The sequence below is a fragment of the Mesorhizobium sp. GW821-FHT07A06 genome (genome assembly GCF_059419085.1).
Map to the genome: position 1 here is coordinate 50,837 of NZ_JBWKRC010000005.1, position 21,568 is coordinate 72,404.

The 21,568-nt window shown below is 64.9% G+C and carries 19 protein-coding genes; 10 read left to right on the forward strand and 9 right to left on the reverse strand.

Annotation, left to right across the window (positions count from 1 at the left end; all coding sequences use genetic code 11):
• Nucleotides 1-2: 2 nt before the first annotated feature.
• From AC07SZ_RS17320 to AC07SZ_RS17340, 5 genes are all read left to right on the forward strand, one after another.
• Entirely contained in the window at nt 3-719 is a 717-nt protein-coding gene (locus AC07SZ_RS17320) for a uroporphyrinogen-III synthase (protein WP_494915216.1), read from the forward strand.
• A gap of 109 nt (nt 720-828) precedes the next feature.
• Nucleotides 829-2,292, forward strand: coding sequence for a COG4223 family protein (locus tag AC07SZ_RS17325; protein WP_494915218.1), 1,464 nt, complete (start codon nt 829-831; stop codon nt 2,290-2,292).
• A gap of 10 nt (nt 2,293-2,302) precedes the next feature.
• Nucleotides 2,303-3,904: a heme biosynthesis protein HemY gene (locus tag AC07SZ_RS17330; protein ID WP_172371786.1), complete on the forward strand. Its 1,602-nt coding sequence runs from the start codon at nt 2,303-2,305 to the stop codon at nt 3,902-3,904.
• Between the two features lie 37 nt (nt 3,905-3,941).
• Entirely contained in the window at nt 3,942-4,421 is a 480-nt protein-coding gene (locus tag AC07SZ_RS17335; RefSeq protein ID WP_056574771.1) for a tellurite resistance TerB family protein, read from the forward strand.
• Between the two features lie 18 nt (nt 4,422-4,439).
• On the forward strand, nt 4,440-5,156 hold the full coding sequence (locus tag AC07SZ_RS17340) for a glutamine amidotransferase (protein WP_056574773.1): 717 nt from the start codon (nt 4,440-4,442) through the stop codon (nt 5,154-5,156).
• A gap of 42 nt (nt 5,157-5,198) precedes the next feature.
• Here AC07SZ_RS17340 and AC07SZ_RS17345 read toward each other — a convergent pair whose 3' ends face one another.
• From AC07SZ_RS17345 to AC07SZ_RS17380, 8 genes are all read right to left on the reverse strand, one after another.
• Entirely contained in the window at nt 5,199-5,507 is a 309-nt protein-coding gene (locus AC07SZ_RS17345) for an NIPSNAP family protein (RefSeq protein ID WP_494915219.1), read from the reverse strand.
• A gap of 48 nt (nt 5,508-5,555) precedes the next feature.
• On the reverse strand, nt 5,556-6,794 hold the full coding sequence (locus AC07SZ_RS17350; protein ID WP_056574779.1) for an MFS transporter: 1,239 nt from the start codon (nt 6,792-6,794) through the stop codon (nt 5,556-5,558).
• 158 nt (nt 6,795-6,952) lie between these two features.
• A complete protein-coding gene (locus AC07SZ_RS17355) occupies nt 6,953-8,053 on the reverse strand; it encodes an aminotransferase class I/II-fold pyridoxal phosphate-dependent enzyme (RefSeq protein WP_056574782.1) in 1,101 nt (366 codons plus the stop codon).
• A gap of 125 nt (nt 8,054-8,178) precedes the next feature.
• A complete protein-coding gene (locus tag AC07SZ_RS17360) occupies nt 8,179-8,643 on the reverse strand; it encodes a Ros/MucR family transcriptional regulator (RefSeq protein ID WP_494915221.1) in 465 nt (154 codons plus the stop codon).
• Nucleotides 8,644-8,854: 211 nt separating this feature from the next.
• Complete coding sequence (locus tag AC07SZ_RS17365) at nt 8,855-9,559, reverse strand: ROK family protein (RefSeq protein WP_494915540.1); 705 nt, start codon at nt 9,557-9,559, stop codon at nt 8,855-8,857.
• Nucleotides 9,560-9,573: 14 nt separating this feature from the next.
• Complete coding sequence (gene zwf / locus AC07SZ_RS17370; protein ID WP_056576414.1) at nt 9,574-10,950, reverse strand: glucose-6-phosphate dehydrogenase; 1,377 nt, start codon at nt 10,948-10,950, stop codon at nt 9,574-9,576.
• A 22-nt stretch (nt 10,951-10,972) separates the two neighbouring features.
• The gene (gene gnd, locus AC07SZ_RS17375; protein WP_056574791.1) at nt 10,973-11,989 is read right to left on the reverse strand and encodes a phosphogluconate dehydrogenase (NAD(+)-dependent, decarboxylating); all 1,017 of its coding nucleotides are present in this window, start codon (nt 11,987-11,989) and stop codon (nt 10,973-10,975) included.
• A gap of 55 nt (nt 11,990-12,044) precedes the next feature.
• On the reverse strand, nt 12,045-14,453 hold the full coding sequence (locus tag AC07SZ_RS17380) for a glucan 1,4-alpha-glucosidase (RefSeq protein WP_494915224.1): 2,409 nt from the start codon (nt 14,451-14,453) through the stop codon (nt 12,045-12,047).
• A 196-nt stretch (nt 14,454-14,649) separates the two neighbouring features.
• Here AC07SZ_RS17380 and AC07SZ_RS17385 point away from each other — a divergent pair, with 196 nt between their 5' ends.
• Genes AC07SZ_RS17385 through AC07SZ_RS17400 form a run of 4 tightly spaced genes read left to right on the forward strand, consistent with a single transcriptional unit; the run spans nt 14,650 to nt 19,116 of the window.
• Nucleotides 14,650-15,663 carry an ABC transporter substrate-binding protein gene (locus AC07SZ_RS17385; RefSeq protein WP_056574797.1) on the forward strand — a complete coding sequence of 338 codons (1,014 nt, stop codon included), beginning with the start codon at nt 14,650-14,652 and terminating at the stop codon, nt 15,661-15,663.
• 49 nt (nt 15,664-15,712) lie between these two features.
• Nucleotides 15,713-17,182, forward strand: coding sequence for a sugar ABC transporter ATP-binding protein (locus tag AC07SZ_RS17390; protein WP_494915226.1), 1,470 nt, complete (start codon nt 15,713-15,715; stop codon nt 17,180-17,182).
• A gap of 1 nt (nt 17,183) precedes the next feature.
• Nucleotides 17,184-18,164 carry an ABC transporter permease gene (locus AC07SZ_RS17395; RefSeq protein WP_056574803.1) on the forward strand — a complete coding sequence of 327 codons (981 nt, stop codon included), beginning with the start codon at nt 17,184-17,186 and terminating at the stop codon, nt 18,162-18,164.
• A gap of 4 nt (nt 18,165-18,168) precedes the next feature.
• Nucleotides 18,169-19,116, forward strand: coding sequence for an ABC transporter permease (locus AC07SZ_RS17400; protein ID WP_172371799.1), 948 nt, complete (start codon nt 18,169-18,171; stop codon nt 19,114-19,116).
• A gap of 9 nt (nt 19,117-19,125) precedes the next feature.
• Here the strand turns inward: AC07SZ_RS17400 and AC07SZ_RS17405 are convergent, their stop codons facing one another.
• Nucleotides 19,126-19,707: a TetR/AcrR family transcriptional regulator gene (locus tag AC07SZ_RS17405; RefSeq protein WP_494915229.1), complete on the reverse strand. Its 582-nt coding sequence runs from the start codon at nt 19,705-19,707 to the stop codon at nt 19,126-19,128.
• Between the two features lie 105 nt (nt 19,708-19,812).
• Here AC07SZ_RS17405 and AC07SZ_RS17410 point away from each other — a divergent pair, with 105 nt between their 5' ends.
• A complete protein-coding gene (locus AC07SZ_RS17410; protein ID WP_056574812.1) occupies nt 19,813-21,525 on the forward strand; it encodes an MFS transporter in 1,713 nt (570 codons plus the stop codon).
• The last annotated feature ends 43 nt before the right edge of the window (nt 21,526-21,568 follow it).

Here is a 21,568-nt window from a genome sequence, read left to right on the forward strand (position 1 = left end):
ACATGCTTCGCGTCCTGGTGACCAGACCGGAACCGGGCGCCTCGCGCACGGCCCGGCGGCTTCAGGACACAGGCTTTCAGCCGGTTCTCCTGCCTCTGACTGAAACGGCGACTTTGCCCGTCGATGCCGGGCTGATTCCAGATGACGCTGTCGCCGTTGCCGTCACCAGCGCCAATGCCTTGCGTCATGCCCCCAGGGAAGTGATCGCGGCGCTCGCCGCCCTGCCTTGCCACGCCGTGGGCGCCAGGACCGGCGAAGCGGCTCGCAAGATGGGGTTCTCGTCGGTCGTTGAAGGCGCCGGCGATGCCGAGGCGTTGGCCGATAGCCTTGCGACCGCGTTTCCCGGCAAGGCAATCGTCTATCCCTGCGGCCGTGTGCGGTTTCCGCTGTTCGAGCAGAGGCTGGAAGCGGCTGGGGTCCTGGTCCATGCCATCGAGACGTATGACACGCTTCCGGCGCGGCATTCGGATGACACCATCCTTGCGCTGCTGTCCGGCCGGCCGGTCGATGCGGTGCTGCTCTATTCGGCCAAGGCGGCCGCCGCGATGCGGGTTCTGGCCACAAGGCCTGACTTGCAAGGGGCCTTTGAAAAGACACGTTTTTTCGCTCTTTCCGCGCGCATCGCCGCTGCCTTCGGCGACAGTGGCGGCAAGGCAATCCGCGTCGCCGAGGAGCCCGATGAGGAAGCCCTGCTGGCGCTTTTGCCGCCGCCCCGCTGACCCGCGTCATCACACCGCCCCTTTTCACCGCTTGGTGATGTGCTAGACCCTTTGTGAACCATCACGCGCCGCCAGGCGTTGAGACGAAGCGAATTTTGCGGAGCCAGGCATGGTCAAGACGCCGAAGATGCGACACTCGAAAAGCCGCCGCGAGCCGGTGACCATCGATCTCGAGCCCGGCGCCGTCTCCCGTATCGTCGACGAGGATGCCGCGAAGTCGCCAGCGACAAGCGAAGAGGCCCAGGCCGCGGAAGGGTCTCAAGCGGAGATTCCCGAAGAGCCGGTGCATGCCGACCAGACCGACCTTGAACCCTGGGAACACGCCGATGCCGCCGGGCAGGCCGGGACAGAGCCGCCCGTGGAGGCCAAAGCCGCTGGGCCAGAGCTGCCCTATCCCGGTTCGGATGCACCGTCCGACGCCGCCAGGGCCTCGGACTACAATTTCGAGGACGCGTCGGCGAAGCGCGCCGACGACAGCAAGGCAAAAACCGACACACGGGGCGAGAAAATGGCGCCAACTCCTCCTCCGGCGAAGCGTGGCGGCGTCAACGGTATTGCCGCCGGCCTTATCGGCGGCGTCATCGCGCTGGTCGGCGCCGGCGGCCTGCAGTTTGCGGGCCTGCTTGGCGCGCCCGGTTCCGGCGCCGGCGTCTCACTGGACGGCGTCAATGGCGAGATCGCCTCGCTGAAGAGCGAAATCGCCGGCTTGAAGGAAACCGGCGGCAACAATGACGCGGCGGCCAAGATGGTCGGGCTTTCCTCGGGTCTGGAGCAGGTAAAGGCCGATGTCGCGGCGCTGAAATCGGCGGTCGAGCAGGGTGGCGCCGGCAACGGTGCCGGGCTTGCCGCGCTCGGCGACAAGGTCAAGCAGATCGAAGCCGCGGTCGCCGCTCTCGGCAAGGCCGGCAGCGCCGCACCTGTCGATCTCGGGCCGCTCAACGAAAAACTGGCCGGTCTCGACGCGCTGGTGAAAGCAACAGACGAGGCGGCGAAGGCCAGGGATGGCCGGCTGACCGCGCTGGAGCAGTCGGTGTCGCAGCTTTCCGGCAAGGTCGAGGCGGCTGCGGGGCAGCCGAAGATCGCGCTCGCCATTGCCGCGTCGGCCTTGAAGTCGGCGCTCGAACGCGGCGCGCCGTTCTCGGCGGAACTCGATACTCTGGCCGCGATCTCTCCCAACGCGCCTGAACTCGGGACCTTGCGGCCCTATGCCGAAAAGGGCGTTCCGACCCGTACCGAGATCGCCTCGCAGATGGATGCCGCCGCCAATGCCATGGTCGCCGCCGCCACGCCGGTCGACCAGAATGCCGGCTTCCTGCAGAACCTGATGTCGAGCGCCGAATCGCTGGTCAAGGTCCGGCCGATCGGCGCCGTCGAGGGGGTGGGCGCACCCGAAACCGTGGCGCGCATGGAAGTGGCGGTCACCCAGGGCGACTATGCCAAGGCGCTCACCGAGTATAATTCGCTGCCTGAAGCGGCGAAGGCCGCGGGCGCCGACTTTGCCGGCAAACTGAAGGCGCGCATCGAGGTCGAAACCCAGGTCGACGCCCTGATCTCCGGCGCGATGAAGGCATGAGGGCAACACGATGATCCGCCTGCTCGCCTTCCTCATCGTCGTCTTCGCGCTCGGTCTGGGCTTTGCCTGGCTGGCCGACCGGCCGGGCGACATGGTCGTCACCTTCAACGGCTACCAGTATCAGGTCAGCCTGATGGTGGCTGCGGTGGCCATCGTCGCCGTCGTCGCCGCGGTGATGATCCTGTGGTGGCTGGTCAGGTCGCTGTGGAACAGCCCCTACACCATATCGCGCTATTTCCGCGTGCGCCGCCGCGACCGCGGCTACCAGGCGCTGTCGACCGGCATGATCGCCGCCGGCGCCGGCGATGGCGCGCTGGCCCGCAAGAAGACCAAGGAAGCGGCCAAACTGATCCGTTCCGACCAGGAGCCGCTGATCCATCTGCTCGAGGCGCAGGCGTCGCTGCTCGAAGGCGACCATGAAGGCGCGCGGCAGAAATTCGAGAGCATGCTCGACGATCCCGAAATGCGGCTGCTCGGCCTGCGCGGGCTTTATCTGGAAGCCGAACGGCTGGGCGACCGCAATGCCGCCCGCCACTATGCCGGCCGTGCCGCCGCCGTTGCGCCGCAACTGGCCTGGGCGGCCGAATCGACGCTCGAGGAGTTGACGGCGCGCGGTGACTGGGACGGCGCCTTGAAGCTGGTCGAGGCGCAGAAGTCGACGCGGCAGATCGAACGCGATGCCGCCAGCCGCCGTCGCGCCGTGCTGTTGACCGCCAAGGCGCAATCGCTCGCCGACAGCGATCCCGCCGCCGCCAGGACGGCGGCGCTGGAGGCGAACAAGCTCAGGCCGGATTTCGCGCCGGCCGCCGTCGCCGCCGCGGCAGCGCTCTTCAAGCAGAACGATGTGCGAAAAGGCTCCAAGATCCTGGAGACGGCCTGGAGGGCCGAGCCGCATCCCGAGATCGCCGAGCTCTACACCCATGCTCGTCCGGGCGATGCCGTGCTCGACCGCCTCAACAGGGCCAAGAAGCTGCAGGAAATGAAGAAGAACCACGCCGAATCCTCGATGACGGTGGCGCGTGCGGCGCTCGACGCGCAGGATTTTTCGACCGCCCGCAGCGAAGCCGAGGCCGCGATCCGGATGGATCGCCGCGAGGGTGCGTACCTGCTTCTGGCCGATATCGAGGAGGCCGAGACCGGTGACCAGGGCAAGGTTCGGCAATTGCTCTCCAAGGCTTTGCGGGCACCCCGGGACCCGGCCTGGGTGGCCGACGGCGTCGTGTCGGAACGCTGGGCGCCGGTGTCGCCGGTCACCGGACGGCTTGACGCCTTCGAGTGGCGCGCGCCGATGGAGCGGCTTGGCCAGTTGATCGACAGCCGTGACGATGCACCTGACGCCGCCGTGCCGGTCATCGAAGCGCTGGCGAAGCCGGCCAGTGAAAAGCCGATCGACGTGATCGATCATGCCGCCCCGGCCAGCGAGGCGAGGGGCAAGGACGTCGAGAGCCGCGAGGACCATGTTACCCCGGTCACGGCGGCTGCGTTCGCGGCGGTGCCGGCCGATGCCGAGGCCGTCGAGCCGGCGGAGGAACTGGCGCGGCTGCCGGACGATCCCGGCGTCGATCCGGACGACGAGGCGGAGAAGTCGCCGCGCCGGTTCCGGCTGTTTTGATTTGGGCAGGCCCGGTGGGCCGTTTGGGAATGGATTGATGTTCGAACGCGTTCTGTCGTTTCTCAGGGACCTGCCGGCCGGCGCCGGCGCGCATGCCAGCACGGACGATCCTCGTGTCGCCGCCTCGGCGCTGCTCTACCATGTGATGAATGCCGACGGCGTGCGCCAGGACGTCGAGTGGGAGCGGTTCAAGGCGGTGCTGGCGGAGAGCTATTCGATCAGCGGCGCCGAACTGGAAGCGCTCGCCGCCGCCGGCGAACGCGCCGACAACGAGGCGATCGATCTCTACGCCTTCACCAGCGTGCTCAAGCGCCATCTCGACGCCGAGGGGCGCAAGGCGTTCATCGGCCTGATGTGGGAGATCGTCTATGCCGATGGCGAGCTGCATGAGCTCGAGGACAATACGGTCTGGCGTGTCGCCGAGCTGATCGGCGTCGAGCGCCATGACCGGGTCGAGGCGCGCCGCAAGGCGGCGGCGCATGCGCCGGGCGCGCGTGGAACATCCAGCGACGAATAGACGGGATCTCGCCTACAGATGCCGCACGGAACGCGTTCGAAGCCAAAGATCCTGATCGTGCTGCATCAGGAGAATTCGAGCCCCGGACGCGTCGGCCACATGCTCATCGAAGAGGGTTTCGAGCTCGACATCCGCCGGCCGCCGCTGGGCGACGCCTTGCCGGAAACGCTGGATGGCCACGCCGGCACGGTGGTGTTCGGCGGGCCGATGAGCGCCAATGACGAGGACGAATTCGTCCGCCGCGAGACCGACTGGCTGAAGATTCCGCTCAAGGAGAACCGGCCATGTCTTGGCATCTGCCTCGGCGCGCAGATGCTGGTCAACCATCTCGGCGGCAAGGTCGAGGGGCACGGCGAAGGGCTGGTCGAGATCGGCTGGTATCCGCTCAAGGCGACCGAGGCCGGCAGGAAACTGATGCACTGGCCCGACATGGTCTACCAGTTCCACCGCGAGGGTTTTTCGCTGCCCAGCGACGCGACACTGCTGGCGACGGCCGAGACCTATCCCAACCAGGCCTTCCGCTATGGCGACAATGCCTGGGGCATCCAGTTCCATGGCGAACTGACAAGGGTGATGATGCAGCGCTGGGTGGTGCGCGGAGCCCACCGCTTCGAACTGCCGGGCGCACAGCCCGGCCGCGATCACCTCGGCGGCCGGCTGATCTGGGACATGCACCTGAAGCGCTGGCTGGACGAGTTTTTGCGCATGGTGTTCGGCAGGCCGGTCGTACGTTAGCTGCGTCGCAATTCCGGACAGAACCGTCTCGCTGCAAATTCTCTAGGGTTCGAGCACCGGCCGCAAGAAGCTGCGCTCGTAGCTGATAATGCTGCGATTGCGCTTTTCCGTTTCAAACATCTCCTGGCATTCGGGGTCGGCCGCCATCCGCTTGCGATAGTCCTCGTAGTCGGCAAGGCTCGGAAAGCTGAACATGGCATAGGCGATATTGTTCGCTCCTTCGCTCGGAAGGAAATAGCCATGATGGTTGCCGCCCAGGCGATTGACCAGACCGATCCAGCGACGGCCGTATTCTTCAAACTCGGTAAGCTTGTAGGGGTCGATGACATATTTCAGGTAACAGGTGATCATGGCAGCTCCTGTGAACAGGTGATGTAATGTTGCTGACCATCAGCAGCGTCAGTTGCGCCCGTTCAGATGCCGCACCCTGCGCAATTGCGGGAACAGATACGCCCACAGTCCCGCCACCGCGATCGCCCCGACGCCGCCGATCACCACCGCAGGCACGGTGCCGATCAGCGCCGCCATGGTGCCAGCGCGGAATTCGCCGACTTCGTTGGAGGCGCCGACGAAAACCTGGTTGACGGCGTTGACGCGGCCGCGCACCGCGTCCGGCGTCCACAACTGGATCAGCGTCTCCCTGATGTAGACGCTGAACATGTCGGTGGCGCCGAGAAGGGCCAGCGCGACGATCGACAGCCAGGTGACGGTCGACAGGCCAAACAATACGGTGCAGGCGCCGAAGGCAGCGACAAAGCCGAGCATGATCTTGCCGGCATTGTCGCGAAGCGGATGCCCGGCGAGCCAGATGGCGACGCAGATGGCGCCGATGCCGGGCGCCGAGCGCAGCAGGCCGAGGCCCCAGGGGCCGAGTTCAAGAATATCGCGCGCATAGACCGGCAGCAGCGCGGAGGCGCCGGACAGGAGCACGGCGAAGAGATCGAGCGAGATGGCGCCGAGCACGATCTTCTCGCTCCAGATGTAGCGGAAGCCGGCAAACAGCGTCTCCATCGTCGGCTTGTCGGTGGCGGTCTGCTGGGCGGGCTTGGGAATGGTGAAGATCAGCAGGCCGGCCACCAGCATCAGCACCGAAGCGACGGCGTATGCGGCCTCCGGCGAAACGCCATAGAGCAGGCCGCCCGCGACCGGCCCAACGATGGTCGCCGTCTGCCAGGCGGACGAGTTCCAGGCAATCGCATTGCCGAAATCCTCCGGCGGCACCAGATTGGCGAACAGCGACGACGAGGCCGGTCCGTAAAAAGCGCGCGCCATGCCGAACAGCGCCAGGACGACGAAGATCGGCAGCGGACTGACGAGGCCGTGCAGCGTGAAGGACAGGAGCACGAGCGCGCAGCTTGCCTCGACCACCGTGGCCAGAGCCATGATCAGGCGGCGGCCGAACCGGTCGGCAACAACACCCGTGACAAGCACCAAAAGCAGCGACGGCAGGAACTGGACGATGCCGACAATGCCAAGGTCGAAGGGATCGCGCGTCAAATCATAGATCTGCCAGCCGACGGCGACGGAGACGATCATGGTCGCGAAAGTGGTCAGAAAGCGTGCCGTCCAGTAGCTGAGGAAGGCTTTGTGCCGGAAGGCGGCGTAACGCTGCTCCGGGGAAGTTTGTACTGGTGTCATGGAGAGAGGCCCCGTTGCGATTGCACCGGCTGGCGGGGCACTTCCCGAAAGGGCGCTGTTCCGGCCAATGAAACTTAGTAAAGTTCGGCGCGCATATGCGTTAAAATCGCTGCAGGATCAAGGGACCTTGCACCTTTTCCTTCGGCTGCACGAGGAAGTTACTGCCGCAGCGCCGCCGAAATTGCTTCGAGCCCGCCTTTCAACTCGGCTTCCGTCGGCCAGCCAAAACCGACGCGGAAGAAGCGTTTTTCCATTTCGAACCAGTGGCCGGGTCCGACATAGGTGCCGTGGTTCTCCAGCAGGTTCGCGTAGAAACGGTCGAGGTGCAGGCCGGGTTCGACATTGAGGCGCGGGAAGCCGACGACACCGCCTTCGGGCCGCACCCAGTCGACCAGCGGCTCGCGATCGATCCAGGCCTGGACGATATCGCGGCGCTTGGCCATCTCGGGCAGCAGCGCCGCGAGGAACGTGTCCCGGCGCTCCAGCATGCCGTGCGCAATGCCTTCGTCGATGACGCTGCCGCAGATGCCGATCTGTTCCTTGGCGGCGAGGAATGTCTCCTGAAGGGCGGCATCCCTGGTGATCAGCCAGCCGATGCGGATGCCGGGAATGCCGAAGGCCTTGGACAGCGACGAGACGCTGATCGCCTTCTTGCTCAGCGAGGCCGCCGACGGCAGCCGCCTGCCATAGGAAAGATCGCGATAGGTTTCGTCGACCAGCAAATGGCAGTTATGGGCCTCGGCGAGCGCCACCAGCGCGTCGAGATCGGCGCGCGACATCATCGTGCCGGTCGGGTTGTGCGGGCAGGTGACGCTGATCAGCTTCGTGGTCGGCCGGATCGCGGCCTTGATGGCGTCGACATCGATGGCAAATCCGTTCTCGAAGGCGAGGTCGACAAAGCTGATGGCGCAGCCGATCGCGCGTGGCGTTTCGATGTTGGTGGCGTAGTTGGGCCTGATGACGACGAGATGGTCGCTCGTCGACAAAAGCGAGGTCGAGATGATGAACAGCGCGCCGGCGGCACCGGCGGTGACCAGCACGTCATCGGGCGAAATGCCGGCATCCTGCGCCGCGACCAGCGCGCGTAAGTCCTTGTCGCCGCGATGCTCGCCATAGAACAGCGTCAGATCCGGCAGCGACAGCCCGATGTCGGAAAGCTTCTGATCGGCGATCGAGCTTTCGGAGAGATTGTAGCGGATGCGGTCGTAACCGTATTCCTCCGGTGCTTCCTTCTCGATCACCATCCTGGTGTAGTTCATGGCTTCGCTTCCCCCCAAAACCTGTCCGGTTCATCCAAGCCACAAAAACGTGAAGCCTGCCAAGGCGAATTCGCCGGCAGGCTTCTGTTCCAGTCGTCCTAACGATTGGCTCAGGACTGATCTTCTCAGGCCGAGACCTTGGCCTTCCGGCCCTTGGCCTTGACGGGCACCACTTCGACGGCCTTGCGGCCGAGGCCGATCGACTTCGCCAGCTCCGAGCGCGAGGCCGCATAGTTGGGCGCAACCATCGGATAGTCCGCCGGCAAACCCCATTTGGCGCGATAAGTGTCCGGCGTCAGGCCGAAATGCACGCCGAGATGGCGCTTCAGCGATTTGAACTTCTTGCCGTCCTCGAGGCAGATGATGAAATCCGGCGTCACCGACTTCTTCGGGTTGACAGCGGGAACCAGGGGGGCCGCCACCGGCACGGCCGGCTTTCCGAGCCCGCCGATCGAGGTGGCGACGCTGGCGATGAGGTCGGCAAGGCCGGAGACGGGCAGGCGATTCTTCTCGACGTAAGCGGACACGATATGGGCGGTCAGCTCGAGAAGGTCGATGTCTTTGCGAGCGTCGTTGCTATCGTCGGTCAATGTTTCCTCCGTCTGTGGCACACGGCCTCGAAAATCAGAATCGTTTTCGGCAGGACTGGGCACACATCAAAAATGCTGAAGCGTCTTGAGCGTATCCACTGGAGCACGCCGGACAGTGCGGCGAAATTCCTAGTCGGCAAATCTGCATAACGCAATGATCTAGCGCGCCGTCACACGTTATTTTGAACAACTATACTAAACTGTAATAATATCAGACGATCAAGGCCTTGTCTCGCCACAGACGAAATCCACCTTCGAAGGCGCGTGTGTTGTCACCGCGCCTGGACTCGGGCGGCAACTCGTCGAGCTTTTCGACATTGCCGCCGCCAATGATGACATAGTCTGGTTGCAGGGCGGCGCGCAGCCGGTCGACGACGTCGAAGACAGATTCGCGCCATTTTCTCTTGCCGCGCCTTTCCAGGCCGCGCTCGCCGACATAGTCCTCGAAGCTCTTGGTCTTCTTGTAAGGAAGGTGGGCGAGTTCCATGGGCAGCCCGACATTGTCGAAGACCATCGCCGCACCGAGGCCGGTGCCGAGGCCCAGGAACAGCATGCGCCCGCCTTCATAGCTGCCGATGGCTTGCATCAGCGCATCATTGACCATCTTGACCGGCTTGCCGAACTGCGCGGCGAAATCGAAGCCGGCCCAACCCTTGCCGAGATTCATCGGGTCGAGCACTGGCTTGCTGTGACGCACCGGGCCTGGATAGCCCATCGATATGACGTCGTAGGGGAGGCCCTCGGCGAGCTTCTTCACCTTGTCGATCATCTGCTGCGGCGTCAGGTCCGGGCCGGAATCGTCCCGGCGCTCCGTGCCGCCGGCGCTGGTCAGGATCTTGACGTGCGAGCCGCCAATGTCGATCGCCAGCACGATCTGCTCGACGCCGGTTGCTGCTTGCTTCACCGCCTTGGCCATCGGGTCCCCTCCGCTCATGCCACCGGGTCGATCCAGCCATTGGGCGGGCCGAAGCCGGCCATGGCGTCCGCCGGCCCCCATGTCTTCGGCTCGTAAAGATGCGGCGGCGTGGTGTCGCCAAGCACTGGCCCGACGATGCGCCAGGCCAGTTCTGCCGCGTCCTGGCGGGTGAAGAGCTGGCCATTGCCGTTCATGGCGTCGCCGATCAGGCGCTCGTAGGGCGGCATGTCGGCCTTGCTGTCGTCGAGCGCCGTCAATTCCACCTGTTCGCCGACCATGTCGTCGCCGGGCGCCTTGCGCTGCGCGCCGATGGCGATCACCACCTGCGGGTCGATGCGGAAACGCACGTAGTTCTGGTCGGCGGGCTTGATCGGATCGAAGACGTCGAGCGGCGGCCGTTTCAGCCGCACCACCACCTCGGTGACATGCACCGGCATGTTCTTGCCGGCGCGGATGAAGAACGGCACGTCCTGCCAACGCCAGGTGTCGACGAAGAAACGCACCGCCGCGAAGGTCTCGACCGGCGAGTTCGGCTTGACGCCGGGCTCGGCGAGGTAGCCGGTGAACTGGCCGCGCACGACATCGTCCCTGGTCAGCGTGCGGATCGCGCGCAGCACCTGGACCTTCTCGTCGATCAGGTCGTCGGCGGAGCGCCCGACCGGAGGTTCCATGGCGAGCAGCAAAAGGATGTTGAGCAGGTGGTTCTCGATGACGTCGCGGATGCAGCCGACATCGTCATAGAATTTACCGCGGCCCTCGACGCCGAAATCCTCGGCCATGGTGATCTGCACGCTCTCGACGAAATTGCGGTTCCAGATCGGCTCGAGGAAGGAATTGGCGAAGCGGAAATAGAGCAGGTTCTGGATCGCTTCCTTGCCGAGATAGTGGTCGATGCGGAAGATCGACTGTTCGTCGAACACCAGATGCAGCACGCGGTTCAGCCAGCGCGCCGATTGCAGATCATGGCCGAAGGGCTTTTCCACCATCAGCCGCGCGCCATGCGCCGTGCCCGACTGTTCCAGGCCCTGCACGACTGTCTCGAACATGGTCGGCGGCACCGCCATGTAGTGCAACGGCCGCTGGGCGCTGCCAAGCGCGGTCTTCAGCTTCTCGAACGTGGCCGGGTCGCGATAGTCGCCGCTGACATAGCGCAGCAGCGAGGCGAACTTGGCGAAGACTTTCTCGTCGATCTTGCCCAGCGCATTGACGATGCCGTCGCGGGCGCGGTCCTGCAACTGCTTCAAGTCCCAGGCGTCGAAGGCGACGCCGATCACCGGCTCGGTGAGCGTGCCCTTGGCGACCATCTGGTAAAGTGCCGGAAATATCTTCTTGTGGGCAAGGTCGCCGGTCGCTCCGAAGAGCACCAGCGTGTCGGACCGTTCCTGGCTCATGCGTGCGTCTCCCGCTGTGGCGTCACTGGCCAGCCTTTGGCTTCTCGACATGGCCGCCGAAGGCATAACGCATGGCGGACAACAGCTTGTCGGCGAATTCGGATTCGCCTTGCGAGGAGAAGCGGTCGAACAAGGCCGAGGACAGCACCGGCGCCGGGACGCCGGTATCGATCGCCGCCTTCAGCGTCCAGCGGCCTTCGCCCGAATCCGAAACGCGGCCGCCGAAATTCGCCAGGCCCGGATCGCTCTTCAGCGCGCCGGCGGTGAGATCGAGCAGCCAGGAACCGATGACGCTGCCATGCCGCCAGACCTCGGCCACCTGGGGAAGGTCGATATCGAACTGATAATATTGCGGGTTCTCAAGCGGGCTGGTCTCGGCGTCCGCCGTCCGTTGCCGCTTGCCCGCATTGGCCGATTTCAGGATGTTCATGCCTTCGGCATAGGCGGCCATGACGCCATATTCGATGCCGTTGTGCACCATCTTGACGAAGTGGCCGGCGCCGCTCGGTCCGCAATGCAGGTAGCCGAAGGGCGCGGTTCCGGCCGCCTTGTCGGGAGCGGGCGAGCCGGCATCGGCGCCCGGCGCCAGCGTGGCGAAGATGGAATCGAGGTGTTGTACCGCCACGTCCGGGCCGCCGATCATCAGGCAGTAGCCACGCTCCAGGCCCCAGACACCGCCGCTCGTGCCGACATCGACAAGATGGATACCCTTGGTGGCCAGTTTAGCGGCCTGGTCGACGGCGTCGTGATAATAGGAATTGCCGCCGTCTATGACGATGTCGCCGGGCTCCATCAGCGCCGCGACCTGATCGATGATCTTGCCTGTTATCGCGGCCGGCAGCATCAGCCAGACACAGCGCGGCTTGGCGAGCTTGCCGACGAATTCCGTGAGGGAAGCCGCCCCCAGGGCGCCGTCGCTCACCAGGGCCGCGACGCTGGCGGGGTTGATGTCGTAGACGACGCATTCATGGCCGTCGCGCATCAGGCGGCGGACCATGTTGGCGCCCATCCGGCCCAGTCCCATCATTCCGATCTGCATGGTTTCGTCCCGATTGTTTGAGGAAAGAACAAATCTATCGGCCCCGCTGCCTTAATCATGATGCGTCGATGCCAACGCTGAAGTCGACATTCTCCCAACGCATCGCATCGGGCCAGAAAAAAGTGAAGACGAGGGCGCCTCCCGGCTTCAGTCCGGCGACCGGCAGGTCGACCAGATGAACGCCGAAAGCGTTCTCGCTGGTTTTGTGGTCCTGGACCGTCAGCCATTTGTCGCTGCTCCAATGGACGACGCCTGGCGCCGAAAGCTCGACGCGCAAAACCTTGCCGGCCGGGATGGAGCGGATCTTGTTGTTGAAGCGCCATGTCCTGAGCGGCGAGCTTGTCTTGCCCTTGATGTAGCGCTCGACGCCTTGCGGCGGCATGTCGAAGACCGCGCCGTCGCGGAGCGAGCGCAACAGCTTGATGTGCTCGGCATGTGCCCAGACCAGTGGCATGGCACTGCCCGACGGTTTGCCAAGCCACAGCTCGCGGTCGGGCACATCCGCGCTGTCCCAAACCTGTTCCGGCAGCAGCCCGCCTATGCCCGCCGAGCGCTCCAAGGTCTCGAGAAGCTGCCCGGCTTTCTCCTTGCGGCCGGCGGCAAGCTCGTAATGCGCCCGCTCGCCGGTGAGCAAGGGCCAGGCGCGTCCCTGGCCAGTGCCGTCAAAAGGCGCGCCATCCTCGTGCTCGCCATAGCCGTCACTGGTGTAGCGGTACCAGATCGGGCCTTGCGGCAGATCGCAACGCAAAAGCGCATCGACGGCCTTGACGGTATCGACGATGCGCGGATCGTCGGCCGCCCTGAGGCCAAAGCGAACCAGGGCCAGGGCGTCGGGACTGACTATGGCTTCCGCCGGTTTGTCGGTGTCGGCCGGTGGACGGTTCTTGATCGGCACGAAGCCGTCCTTCGGCGTAGCGGCGCCCGCATCGTCCGGCGGCGCGATACGCACATAATAGCCTGTGACGCCTACGTCGATGGAGAGCTGAGTGCCCGTGACATAGGTCCAGCGCTCAACCTGATCGTTCCAGCAGTCAGCGGTTTCGCGCAGGTAGTTTGCCGGCTCACTCTTTCCGGCGACATCCAGCATATCGGCGGCGGCAAGCAGCGCGGCGATCTCGACGGCCAGCGTGAACGGGCTGTATCCGGCGTCTTCCTCCCAGCGGTCCTCGCCGGTGACGGGGCCGTTGCGCACGACATAGGAGGCGGCGGCTTCGATCATGGCCATGAAATCGGCGAGCCTGGCACGCGGCAGATGGCCCGCGCGGCGCAAGGCGTCGGCCAGAAGCAGCGGAAAGGCGCATTCGTCCATCTGGATGCCGAGCCAGTAGGCGGTGCCGTCCGACCAGACATTCTGCGGCCAGTGACCGTCCGGCTGCTGGATCGAGCGCAGATAGGCCAGGATCCGCAGCGCCTGCTTGCCGTCGCCGGCGGCAAGGAAACCGCCAGCCGTCTCGACCAGATCGCGGGGCCAGACCAGGTGGTAGCCGCCGAGATCGTCGTCGCCTTTGTTGAAGCCCCATGGGATCGACAGGCTGGCAACGGCGGCGCCGGGTCTCGCGACCGAGAGATGCGTGGCCAGAACCGCTGTGCTCACACGGTAGGTGTTCAGCCCGGAGGCGCTGTGGCGGTCGAGCTTCTCCAGTCCGGTCTGAAATGCCCGCCAGTTCGCGACATAGGTTTCGGCGGCGGCGTCGAAACCCTGCTTGAGGCTGGCCAGCGCCAGGTCCGCTGCTGCTTCCGGCGAAGCGCCGAAGCCAAGCGCCAGCAAGGCCGTGGTCTTGCCAGCGGAAAAGCCGATCTCGCCGGTCAGGGCGACATTGCCGTCTTCCGCCCGCTGGCAGGAGGGATCAAGCGCACCGCCGTTCTGCAATTGCTGCCACCCGTCGGTGAAACCGACATAGCCGGCCGAACAGCCATGCCACGGCAGTGATGAGACCAGCGCCAGTGACACGCCGCGCCCCGTGGCAAAGAGCATGCGCTGGCCCTTGTGTTCGCCAACCCAGGCGGTATTGCCCATGCCCGCGTTGACGAGGTGCGGCGCAAGCAGCGCGTGGACATGGTAGCCGGCTGCTGGACCTTTCAGCGGCACGAATGCAATCTCCTGCAGCAGGACAGGCCGTTTCGGATCCGTAATGATGCGTTTTTCGATACGGTAGGCGCCGTCCGCCGCGGTGTTGGTCAGCCTGTAGCCCGGCACGCCGTCCTCGAACGGCGCGATGGCGTGCGCGGCGTCGCGCTTCTCTTCCGAGAAATAGCCGCCGGGGCCGGTGACGATCAGCTCCATGTCGCGCGTGCAGGCGCTGTCGAGACGCGGATAATAGATCTCGTTCAAGATGCCGTGACTGATGGTGAACCAGAGCGGGCTCCTGGCCGAAAACGCGGTGCCGACGCCACTCTTGGCGCTTGATGTCCAGCGCGCCGGTATTCCGGGGGCGCCTTTGGCGACGGTCGGCGTTACTGCCATCAAATGGCCTCCTGTCGTGCTCCTAGACCATGTGCGGGCGGCTTTTTCAATCATCGCACCGCAAGTTGATCGAAGGCACGCCAAGCTTTGCAGTTGACAGCTTGCGGTTCGTCTGAATTTGTCTGACAATAGATAAAAAACAGGGACTGTGCGTAACGCTCATCAGGCAAAACTAGCAACTTTGGGAGGAAATCATATGAAGAAACTGCTCGTTCTGGGTGCGCTGACGGTTATGTTGGCCTCGGGCACCGCACTTGCCGACACCAGCGGCAAGAAGATCGCGTTCTCCAACAATTACGCCGGCAATTCGTGGCGGCAAGCCATGCTCGACAGCTACGGCATCGTCACCAAGAAGGCGGTCGCCGACAAGATCGTCGGCGCGGCCGACATCTTCACCACCGCCGACAAGGAGGTGCCGACGCAGGCAGCCCAGGTGCAGAACCTCATCTTGCAGGGCTATGACGCCATCGTCATCAACGCCGCCTCGCCGGATGCGCTCAACGGCGCCATCAAGCAGGCCTGCGACGCCGGGATCGTGGTCGTCTCCTTCGACGGCATCGTCACCGAGCCCTGCGCCTATCGCGTCGTTGTCGACTTCAAGGACATGGGCAAGCAGGAAATCGAGCAGATGGCCAAGTTCCAGCCGAAAGGCGGGAACCTGCTGGAAATCCGCGGCCTTGCCGGCACGTCCATCGACGATGCCATCCATGCCGGTATCCTCGAGGGCGTCGCCGCCCATCCCGAATTCAAGATCGTCGGCTCGGTGACCGGCGACTGGGACCAGACGACGGCGCAGAAAGCGGTCGCGACCATCTTGCCCTCGCTGCCCGATGTCGTCGGCATCGTCGATCAGGGCGGGGACGGCTATGGCGCGGCACAGGCTTTCGCCGCCGCCAAAAAGCCGCGCCCGACCATCATCATGGGCAACCGCCAGGACGAGCTGAAGTGGTGGAAGGAACAGAAGGACAAGGACGGCTACAAGACCTGGTCGGCTTCGATCGCACCCGGCGTGTCCTCGCTTGCCTTCTGGGTGGCGCAACAGGTGCTCGACGGCCGCAAGGATATTCCGCACGATCTCCTGGTGCCATATCTGGCCTTCACCCAGGACGATTTCGAGGCCGCGCTGCCGAAGATCAAGGAAGGCGGCGTCGCGACCCACGAATACAGCCAGGCAGATGCAATGGCGGCCATCAAAGCCAACATCAAGTGAGCATCGCGGCAGCGTTGCCGTCCGTATCGCCGAGCGGGTACCGTTGAGCATGCCTGAAGGGAACGCTGACATCATCAGACTGAACGGCGCCGAAAAACATTTCGGCGCCGTTCGCGCGCTGGGCGGGGTGGATTTTCATGTCGGGCCTGGCGAGTGCGTCGGCCTGGTCGGCCACAATGGCGCCGGCAAATCGACGCTGATGCACATGGTGGCGGGCACGATGGTGCCCGACAGCGGCAGGATCGGCGTGCATGGCGGCATCGAGGAGAACTACTCGGTGTCGCGTGCGCAAAAACTTGGCATACGTTGCGTGTTCCAGGAACTGTCACTCTGCCCCAACCTCAGCGTCGCCGAGAACACGCGCATCAACCATGCCTCGCTCTCCGGCTTCGGCTGGCGGCGCAAGGCGGCCGCGCTGATCACCGCCAAGCTGGACGAGATCTTCCCGGACCATGGCATCTCGGCCTGGGACATTGTCGGCGACCTCTCGATCGGGCGGCGCCAGATGGTCGAGGTGGCGCGCGCCTTCACGGTCACCCAGGACCGGCTCGATCTCGTCATTCTCGACGAGCCGACATCGTCGCTCGACGCGCATACGGCCGGTCAATTGCTGGCCTTCGTGCGCCGCTTCGTCGCCGGCGGCAAGAGCTGCATCCTGATCTCGCATGTGCTGGGCGAGGTGCTGAAGAACGCCGACCGCATCGTGGTGATGCGCGACGGCAAGGTGGTGGCGTCGGATGCGGCCGATGTCTTCGACCGCGACCGGCTGGTGACGGTGATGGGCGGCGCGGAAGCACGCCGCAAGATCGCGGCGCAAGCGGCTGCCGCGAAACCCGGGGCGGGTCCGCTGCGGGTGCGGGCACGGCCCGCCGCGCAGAAGGATGGCGCCGACCTCGAGGCGCGGGCCGGCGAGATCATCGGCCTTGCCGGATTGGCCGGTCATGGCCAGACCGACCTGCTGCTGGCGATCTTCAGCGGAGCCTCGCTTGCCAAGACGGGGATCGAGGTGACCGCGCCAGTGGCGCTTGTCGCGGGCGACCGTCAGTCGGACGGCATCTTCCCGCAATGGTCGATCGCGCAGAACATCGGCATCCGTTCGCTGGCGCGCCTGCGCAAGGGGTTGTTGATCTCGCCACAGCGCGAGGCCGAACTTGCCGAGGCCTGGCAGAAGAGGATCGGCATCCGCACGCCCGACATGAACAACAACATCTTCTCGCTGTCGGGCGGCAACCAGCAGAAGGCATTGTTCGCCCGCGCGCTCGGCTCCGACGCGCAGATCGTGCTGATGGACGACCCGATGCGCGGCGTCGACATCGGCACCAAGCTCGAAGTGTACGACCTCGTGCGCGAGGAGGCTGGCCGCGGCCGCACCTTCCTCTGGTACACGACCGAAACCGAAGAGCTCGACAATTGCGACCACGTCTATGTCTTCAAGAACGGCCGCATCGTCGCCAACCTCACGCGCGACGAACTGACGGAGGAAAAGATCATCCAGTCCTCGTTCGGCGATGCGGCCTGAGATGACGGCAGCATCCATCGACAATGGCTTCAAAGGGGCGGCGGCGCGCAATGCGGCGGCGCGCGCCCGCCTGCTGCGTGGCTTGCTGCCGGCGCTGTCCCTGGCGCTGGTGCTGCTCGCCATTGCCTGGCTCAATCCACGCGCGATCAGCTATTTCGGCTTCAGCCTGATGCTGAACCTGGCGATCCCGATCGCGCTGGCGACGATCGCGCAGATGTTCGTCATATCAGGCAATGAGCTCGACCTGTCGATCGGCACGTTTGTCGGTTTCGTCGGCTGTGTTACCGCGACCTGGCTGAAGGACGCGCCGCTCATCGGCGTCGCCATCCTGCTCGGCTCGATCGGCGTCTATGCGCTGCTCGGCGCGCTGATCCATCTGCGCAATCTGCCGTCCATCGTGGTGACGCTCGGCATGAGTTTCGTCTGGCAGGGGTTGGCCATTCTCGTCCTGCCCAAGCCCGGCGGCAAGGCGCCGGACTGGCTGCTGGCGATCATGTCGTTCAAGCCGCCTTTCATTCCTTTCCCGATCATCGCGGCGCTGCTGATCGGTCTCATTGTCCATTTTGGCCTGATGCGCACCTCCTATGGCGTGATCCTGCGCGGTTCCGGCGGCAATCCGGCAGCGCTTCGACGTGCCGGCTGGTCGTTGCTCAAAACCAAGGTCGTGCTGTTCGCGCTGGCCGGCCTGTTCGGCGTGCTGTCCGGCATGGCGCTGATCGGCATCACCACCTCGGCCGACGCCAATATCGGCAATGGCTACACGCTGCTGGCGATCGCCGGCGTCATCCTCGGCGGCGGCGAATTCGTCGGCGGCCGGGTGTCGCCGATCGGCGCGGTGATCGGCGCGCTGACGCTGGCGCTGGCGGCCTCGCCGCTGCTCACCTTCATGCACATTCCACCCGACTGGCAGGTGGCCGCCAACGGCGCCATCCTGATCATCGTGCTGGCGGCGCGGGTGCTGATCAGCCGCAGGGAGAGGTGAGGCGATGGTCTTGGTGAAATCGCTGGCCGCCAAACCCTGGATCTGGTCGTTCGTCGGCGCGCTTGTCGTGTGGCTGGCGACGATCGCCTTCACCGGCGGCCATGGCGCCGGCGGCATGGTCACGGCGGCACTCTCGCTCGCGGTGTTCACCGTCATCGTCGGCGTCGGCCAGATGTTCGTCATCACGCTCGGGCCCGGCAATGTCGACCTGTCGCTGCCGGCCAATATCGGGCTCGCCAGTGCCGTTGCCATGAAGGTGATGGCCGGCAGCGACGCCATGATCGTGGTCGGGCTGCTTGCCGCGCTCGCCTGCGGCGCGGCGATCGGCGCGGTCAACTACCTGCTGATCTGGGCGCTGCGCATTCCACCGATCATCGCCACCTTGTCGGCGAGCTTCATCATCCAGTCGATCGACATCAGCTATGGGCGCGGGCTGCAGATCAAGCCGCCGCCCGGTTTCGCCGATTTCACCAATTGGCAGATCCTGGGCATTCCCGTGCTGGCGATCCTGACCGTGCTGTTCACCATCGGGGCGGCCATCGCCTTGCAGCGCATGATCTATGGCCGCTCGGTGCTGGCGATCGGCCAGAACATCCGCGCCGCGTGGCTCGCCGGCGTCAATGTCGGCCGCATCCGCTTCCTCACCTATACGCTGTCGGGGGCGCTCGGCGGCATCGACGGTGCGCTGCTCGCCGGTTATTTCCGTGGCGCCAATGTCGATATCGGCAATGAATACCTGCTGGCCTCGATCGCTGTCGTCGTCATCGGCGGCACGTCGGTCGCCGGCGGCAAGGCCAATGTGCCGGGTGTGTGGGGCGCGGCGCTGTTCCTGGTGTTGCTGCTCACCATGCTCAACACGTTCGGCGTCAGCGCCGGCGTGCGGTTGCTGCTGACGGGGCTGATCATCGTCGGCGTCATTACGGCTGCCGGTGGGGAGAAGGCGGTGCGCTGAGTCGTCCGGTTACGCACTGCCCTCGAGGTGCCTTGCAAGCATCAGCCTTAATTCCTCGAGCACGCCGTCGCGCAACCGTTTCTCGCCGACCAGCGCCAGCGGGATGCGCATCAGCTGCGGCACGATGACGGCGAGCCGCTCGGCCTTGCCGGCTGGAAGCGGCGGCTCGGCCCGCGCGAACAGCGCGGCGATCTGGTCGCGCCGGCGAGCCCGCATCGCGCGGCGCCAGCCATCGTCACCGGGCAGGTCGAGCAACGCGGAATAGACCGGGTGCGTGGCGACGAAACGGCCCAGCACCTCGAACAGCGCGTCGGCGATCGCTGCCGGCGCCAGGCCCTTGGCCTGTTCCTGCAAGGCGTCAAGCTGAGTTGACAGGGTTTCCGCGTTCTCGGCCAGAATGGCTTGCGCCAACGCTTCCTTGGTGGGGAAGAAAAGGTAGAGCGTGCCGATGGCGGCGCCGGCTCGGGCGGCGATCTCGGTCATCGTGGTGGCGTCGAAACCCTTCTCGACGAACAGCGCTGCCGCGCTCGCCATGAGTGCCGCGACCCGTTCGCGCCCTCTTTTTTGCTGCGGCGCACGCGGATTCGCCACCGACGCTCTTGCTTTTTCCGAGGCCATCCTCATATTCCAAACCTGAGACTATCCTCATATATACCGCTGACGGCAACCGCGCCAGCACCCTTGGACCTTGCCACCATGAATACCGCCGCAGACAGCCGCCCGCAGAGCCACAAATGGATGGTCCTGAGCAATACCACGCTCGGCATGCTGGCCGCCGCCATCAATGGCTCGATCCTGCTGATCAGCCTGCCTGCGGTGTTCCGCGGCATCGGCCTCAAGGCGCTCGATCCCGGCAATATCAATTATCTGCTCTGGGCGATCATCGGCTACATGATCGCCACAGCGGTGCTGGTCGTGGCCTTCGGCCGGCTCGGCGACCAGTTCGGCCGGGCGAAAATGTACAATCTCGGTTTTGCCGTCTTCACCGCCGCCTCGATCGCGCTCGGCCTGTTGCCGGGACAAGGCGATTTCGCGGCGATATACCTGATATCCGTGCGCATCATCCAGGGCATTGGCGGCGCGCTGATCATGGCCAACTCCACTGCGCTGCTCACCGATGCCTTTCCGGAAAACGAGCGCGGTTTCGCGCTCGGCATCAATGTCGTGGCGGCGATTGGCGGCCAGTTTGTCGGACTTTTGATCGGCGGCCTGCTTGCCGACACCGACTGGCGTCTGGTGTTCTGGATCAACGTGCCGTTCGGCCTCGTCGGCACGGTCTGGGCGTATCTCAAGCTGCACGATGCGCCGAACCGCTCCACCCACACGATCGACTGGCTCGGCAATATCAGCTTCGGCCTCGGCCTCGTGCTCATCCTCACCGCCATCACCTACGGGCTGCAGCCCTATGGCGACCAGGTGATGGCGTGGACCAGCCCGAAGGTGTTGATCCTGTTTGCGGTCGGCTTCGCCTCGCTGATCGCCTTCGTCTTCATCGAGCAGCGCGTCGCCAAGCCGATGCTCGACCTCAAACTGTTCCGCATCCCCGGCTTCGCCTATGGCAACATAGCCAATCTCGCCTCGGGCATAGCACGCGGCGGGTTGCAATTCATGCTCATCGTCTGGCTGCAAGGCATCTGGCTGCCGCTGCATGGCTATTCCTTCGAGGAGACGCCGCTGTGGTCGGCGATCTTCATGCTGCCGCTGACGGTCGGCTTCCTCATCGCCGGTCCTGTATCGGGCTATTTCTCCGACCGGGTCGGCGGCGTGCCCTTCGCTGTTGGCGGCATGGTCGTGGGCGCCGCGAGCTTCGTGGCGCTGATGGCGCTGCCGGCCGATTTCTCCTACACGGTTTTCGCCGCGCTGCTGTTCCTCAACGGCCTCGGCTCCGGCCTGTTCGTGGCGCCGAACTCGACGCAGATCATGAATTCGGTGCCGGCGCGCGAACGCGGCCAGGCCTCCGGCATGCGCGCCACCACCACCAATGCCGGCCAGGTGCTGTCGATCGGCCTGTTCTTCAGCCTGATGATCGTCGGCCTCGCCGCCAGCCTGCCGCAGAGCATGGAGGCCGGCCTGCTAGCGCAGCACGTGCCTGAAGCGGTCGCTCACCAGATCGCCAACATGCCGCCGGTCGCCAGCCTGTTCGCAGCCTTCCTCGGCTACAACCCGATGGGCGAACTGATCCCGGCCAATGTACTGCACGCGCTGCCGCAGCAAAGCATCGACACGCTGACCGGCCATGTCTTCTTCCCTGAGTTGATGTCGGGGCCGTTCAAGCATGGCTTGGTCTTCGCCTTCACCTTCTCGGCCATTCTCTACCTTGTGGCGGCGTTCGCCTCCTGGCGCGGCGGACGCACCATCGATACCGCGATGCCGGAGATGCTGGCGGCGGAGGGTGCCGGCCGGCGCTGATCCACACGGTAAACACTGTGCCAGGCAGGCATCTGGTTCCCAT

What these genes read in the sequence shown, in the direction of transcription:
- AC07SZ_RS17320 (WP_494915216.1), top strand. Translation starts at nt 3, where the DNA reads ATGCTTCGCGTCCTGGTGACCAGACCGGAACCGGGCGCCTCGCGCACG.
- AC07SZ_RS17325 (WP_494915218.1), top strand. Translation starts at nt 829, where the DNA reads ATGGTCAAGACGCCGAAGATGCGACACTCGAAAAGCCGCCGCGAGCCG.
- AC07SZ_RS17330 (WP_172371786.1), top strand. Translation starts at nt 2,303, where the DNA reads ATGATCCGCCTGCTCGCCTTCCTCATCGTCGTCTTCGCGCTCGGTCTG.
- AC07SZ_RS17335 (WP_056574771.1), top strand. Translation starts at nt 3,942, where the DNA reads ATGTTCGAACGCGTTCTGTCGTTTCTCAGGGACCTGCCGGCCGGCGCC.
- AC07SZ_RS17340 (WP_056574773.1), top strand. Translation starts at nt 4,440, where the DNA reads ATGCCGCACGGAACGCGTTCGAAGCCAAAGATCCTGATCGTGCTGCAT.
- AC07SZ_RS17345 (WP_494915219.1), bottom strand. Translation starts at nt 5,507, where the DNA reads ATGATCACCTGTTACCTGAAATATGTCATCGACCCCTACAAGCTTACC.
- AC07SZ_RS17350 (WP_056574779.1), bottom strand. Translation starts at nt 6,794, where the DNA reads ATGACACCAGTACAAACTTCCCCGGAGCAGCGTTACGCCGCCTTCCGG.
- AC07SZ_RS17355 (WP_056574782.1), bottom strand. Translation starts at nt 8,053, where the DNA reads ATGAACTACACCAGGATGGTGATCGAGAAGGAAGCACCGGAGGAATAC.
- AC07SZ_RS17365 (WP_494915540.1), bottom strand. Translation starts at nt 9,559, where the DNA reads ATGGCCAAGGCGGTGAAGCAAGCAGCAACCGGCGTCGAGCAGATCGTG.
- zwf (WP_056576414.1), bottom strand. Translation starts at nt 10,950, where the DNA reads ATGAGCCAGGAACGGTCCGACACGCTGGTGCTCTTCGGAGCGACCGGC.
- gnd (WP_056574791.1), bottom strand. Translation starts at nt 11,989, where the DNA reads ATGCAGATCGGAATGATGGGACTGGGCCGGATGGGCGCCAACATGGTC.
- AC07SZ_RS17380 (WP_494915224.1), bottom strand. Translation starts at nt 14,453, where the DNA reads ATGGCAGTAACGCCGACCGTCGCCAAAGGCGCCCCCGGAATACCGGCG.
- AC07SZ_RS17385 (WP_056574797.1), top strand. Translation starts at nt 14,650, where the DNA reads ATGAAGAAACTGCTCGTTCTGGGTGCGCTGACGGTTATGTTGGCCTCG.
- AC07SZ_RS17390 (WP_494915226.1), top strand. Translation starts at nt 15,713, where the DNA reads ATGCCTGAAGGGAACGCTGACATCATCAGACTGAACGGCGCCGAAAAA.
- AC07SZ_RS17395 (WP_056574803.1), top strand. Translation starts at nt 17,184, where the DNA reads ATGACGGCAGCATCCATCGACAATGGCTTCAAAGGGGCGGCGGCGCGC.
- AC07SZ_RS17400 (WP_172371799.1), top strand. Translation starts at nt 18,169, where the DNA reads ATGGTCTTGGTGAAATCGCTGGCCGCCAAACCCTGGATCTGGTCGTTC.
- AC07SZ_RS17410 (WP_056574812.1), top strand. Translation starts at nt 19,813, where the DNA reads ATGAATACCGCCGCAGACAGCCGCCCGCAGAGCCACAAATGGATGGTC.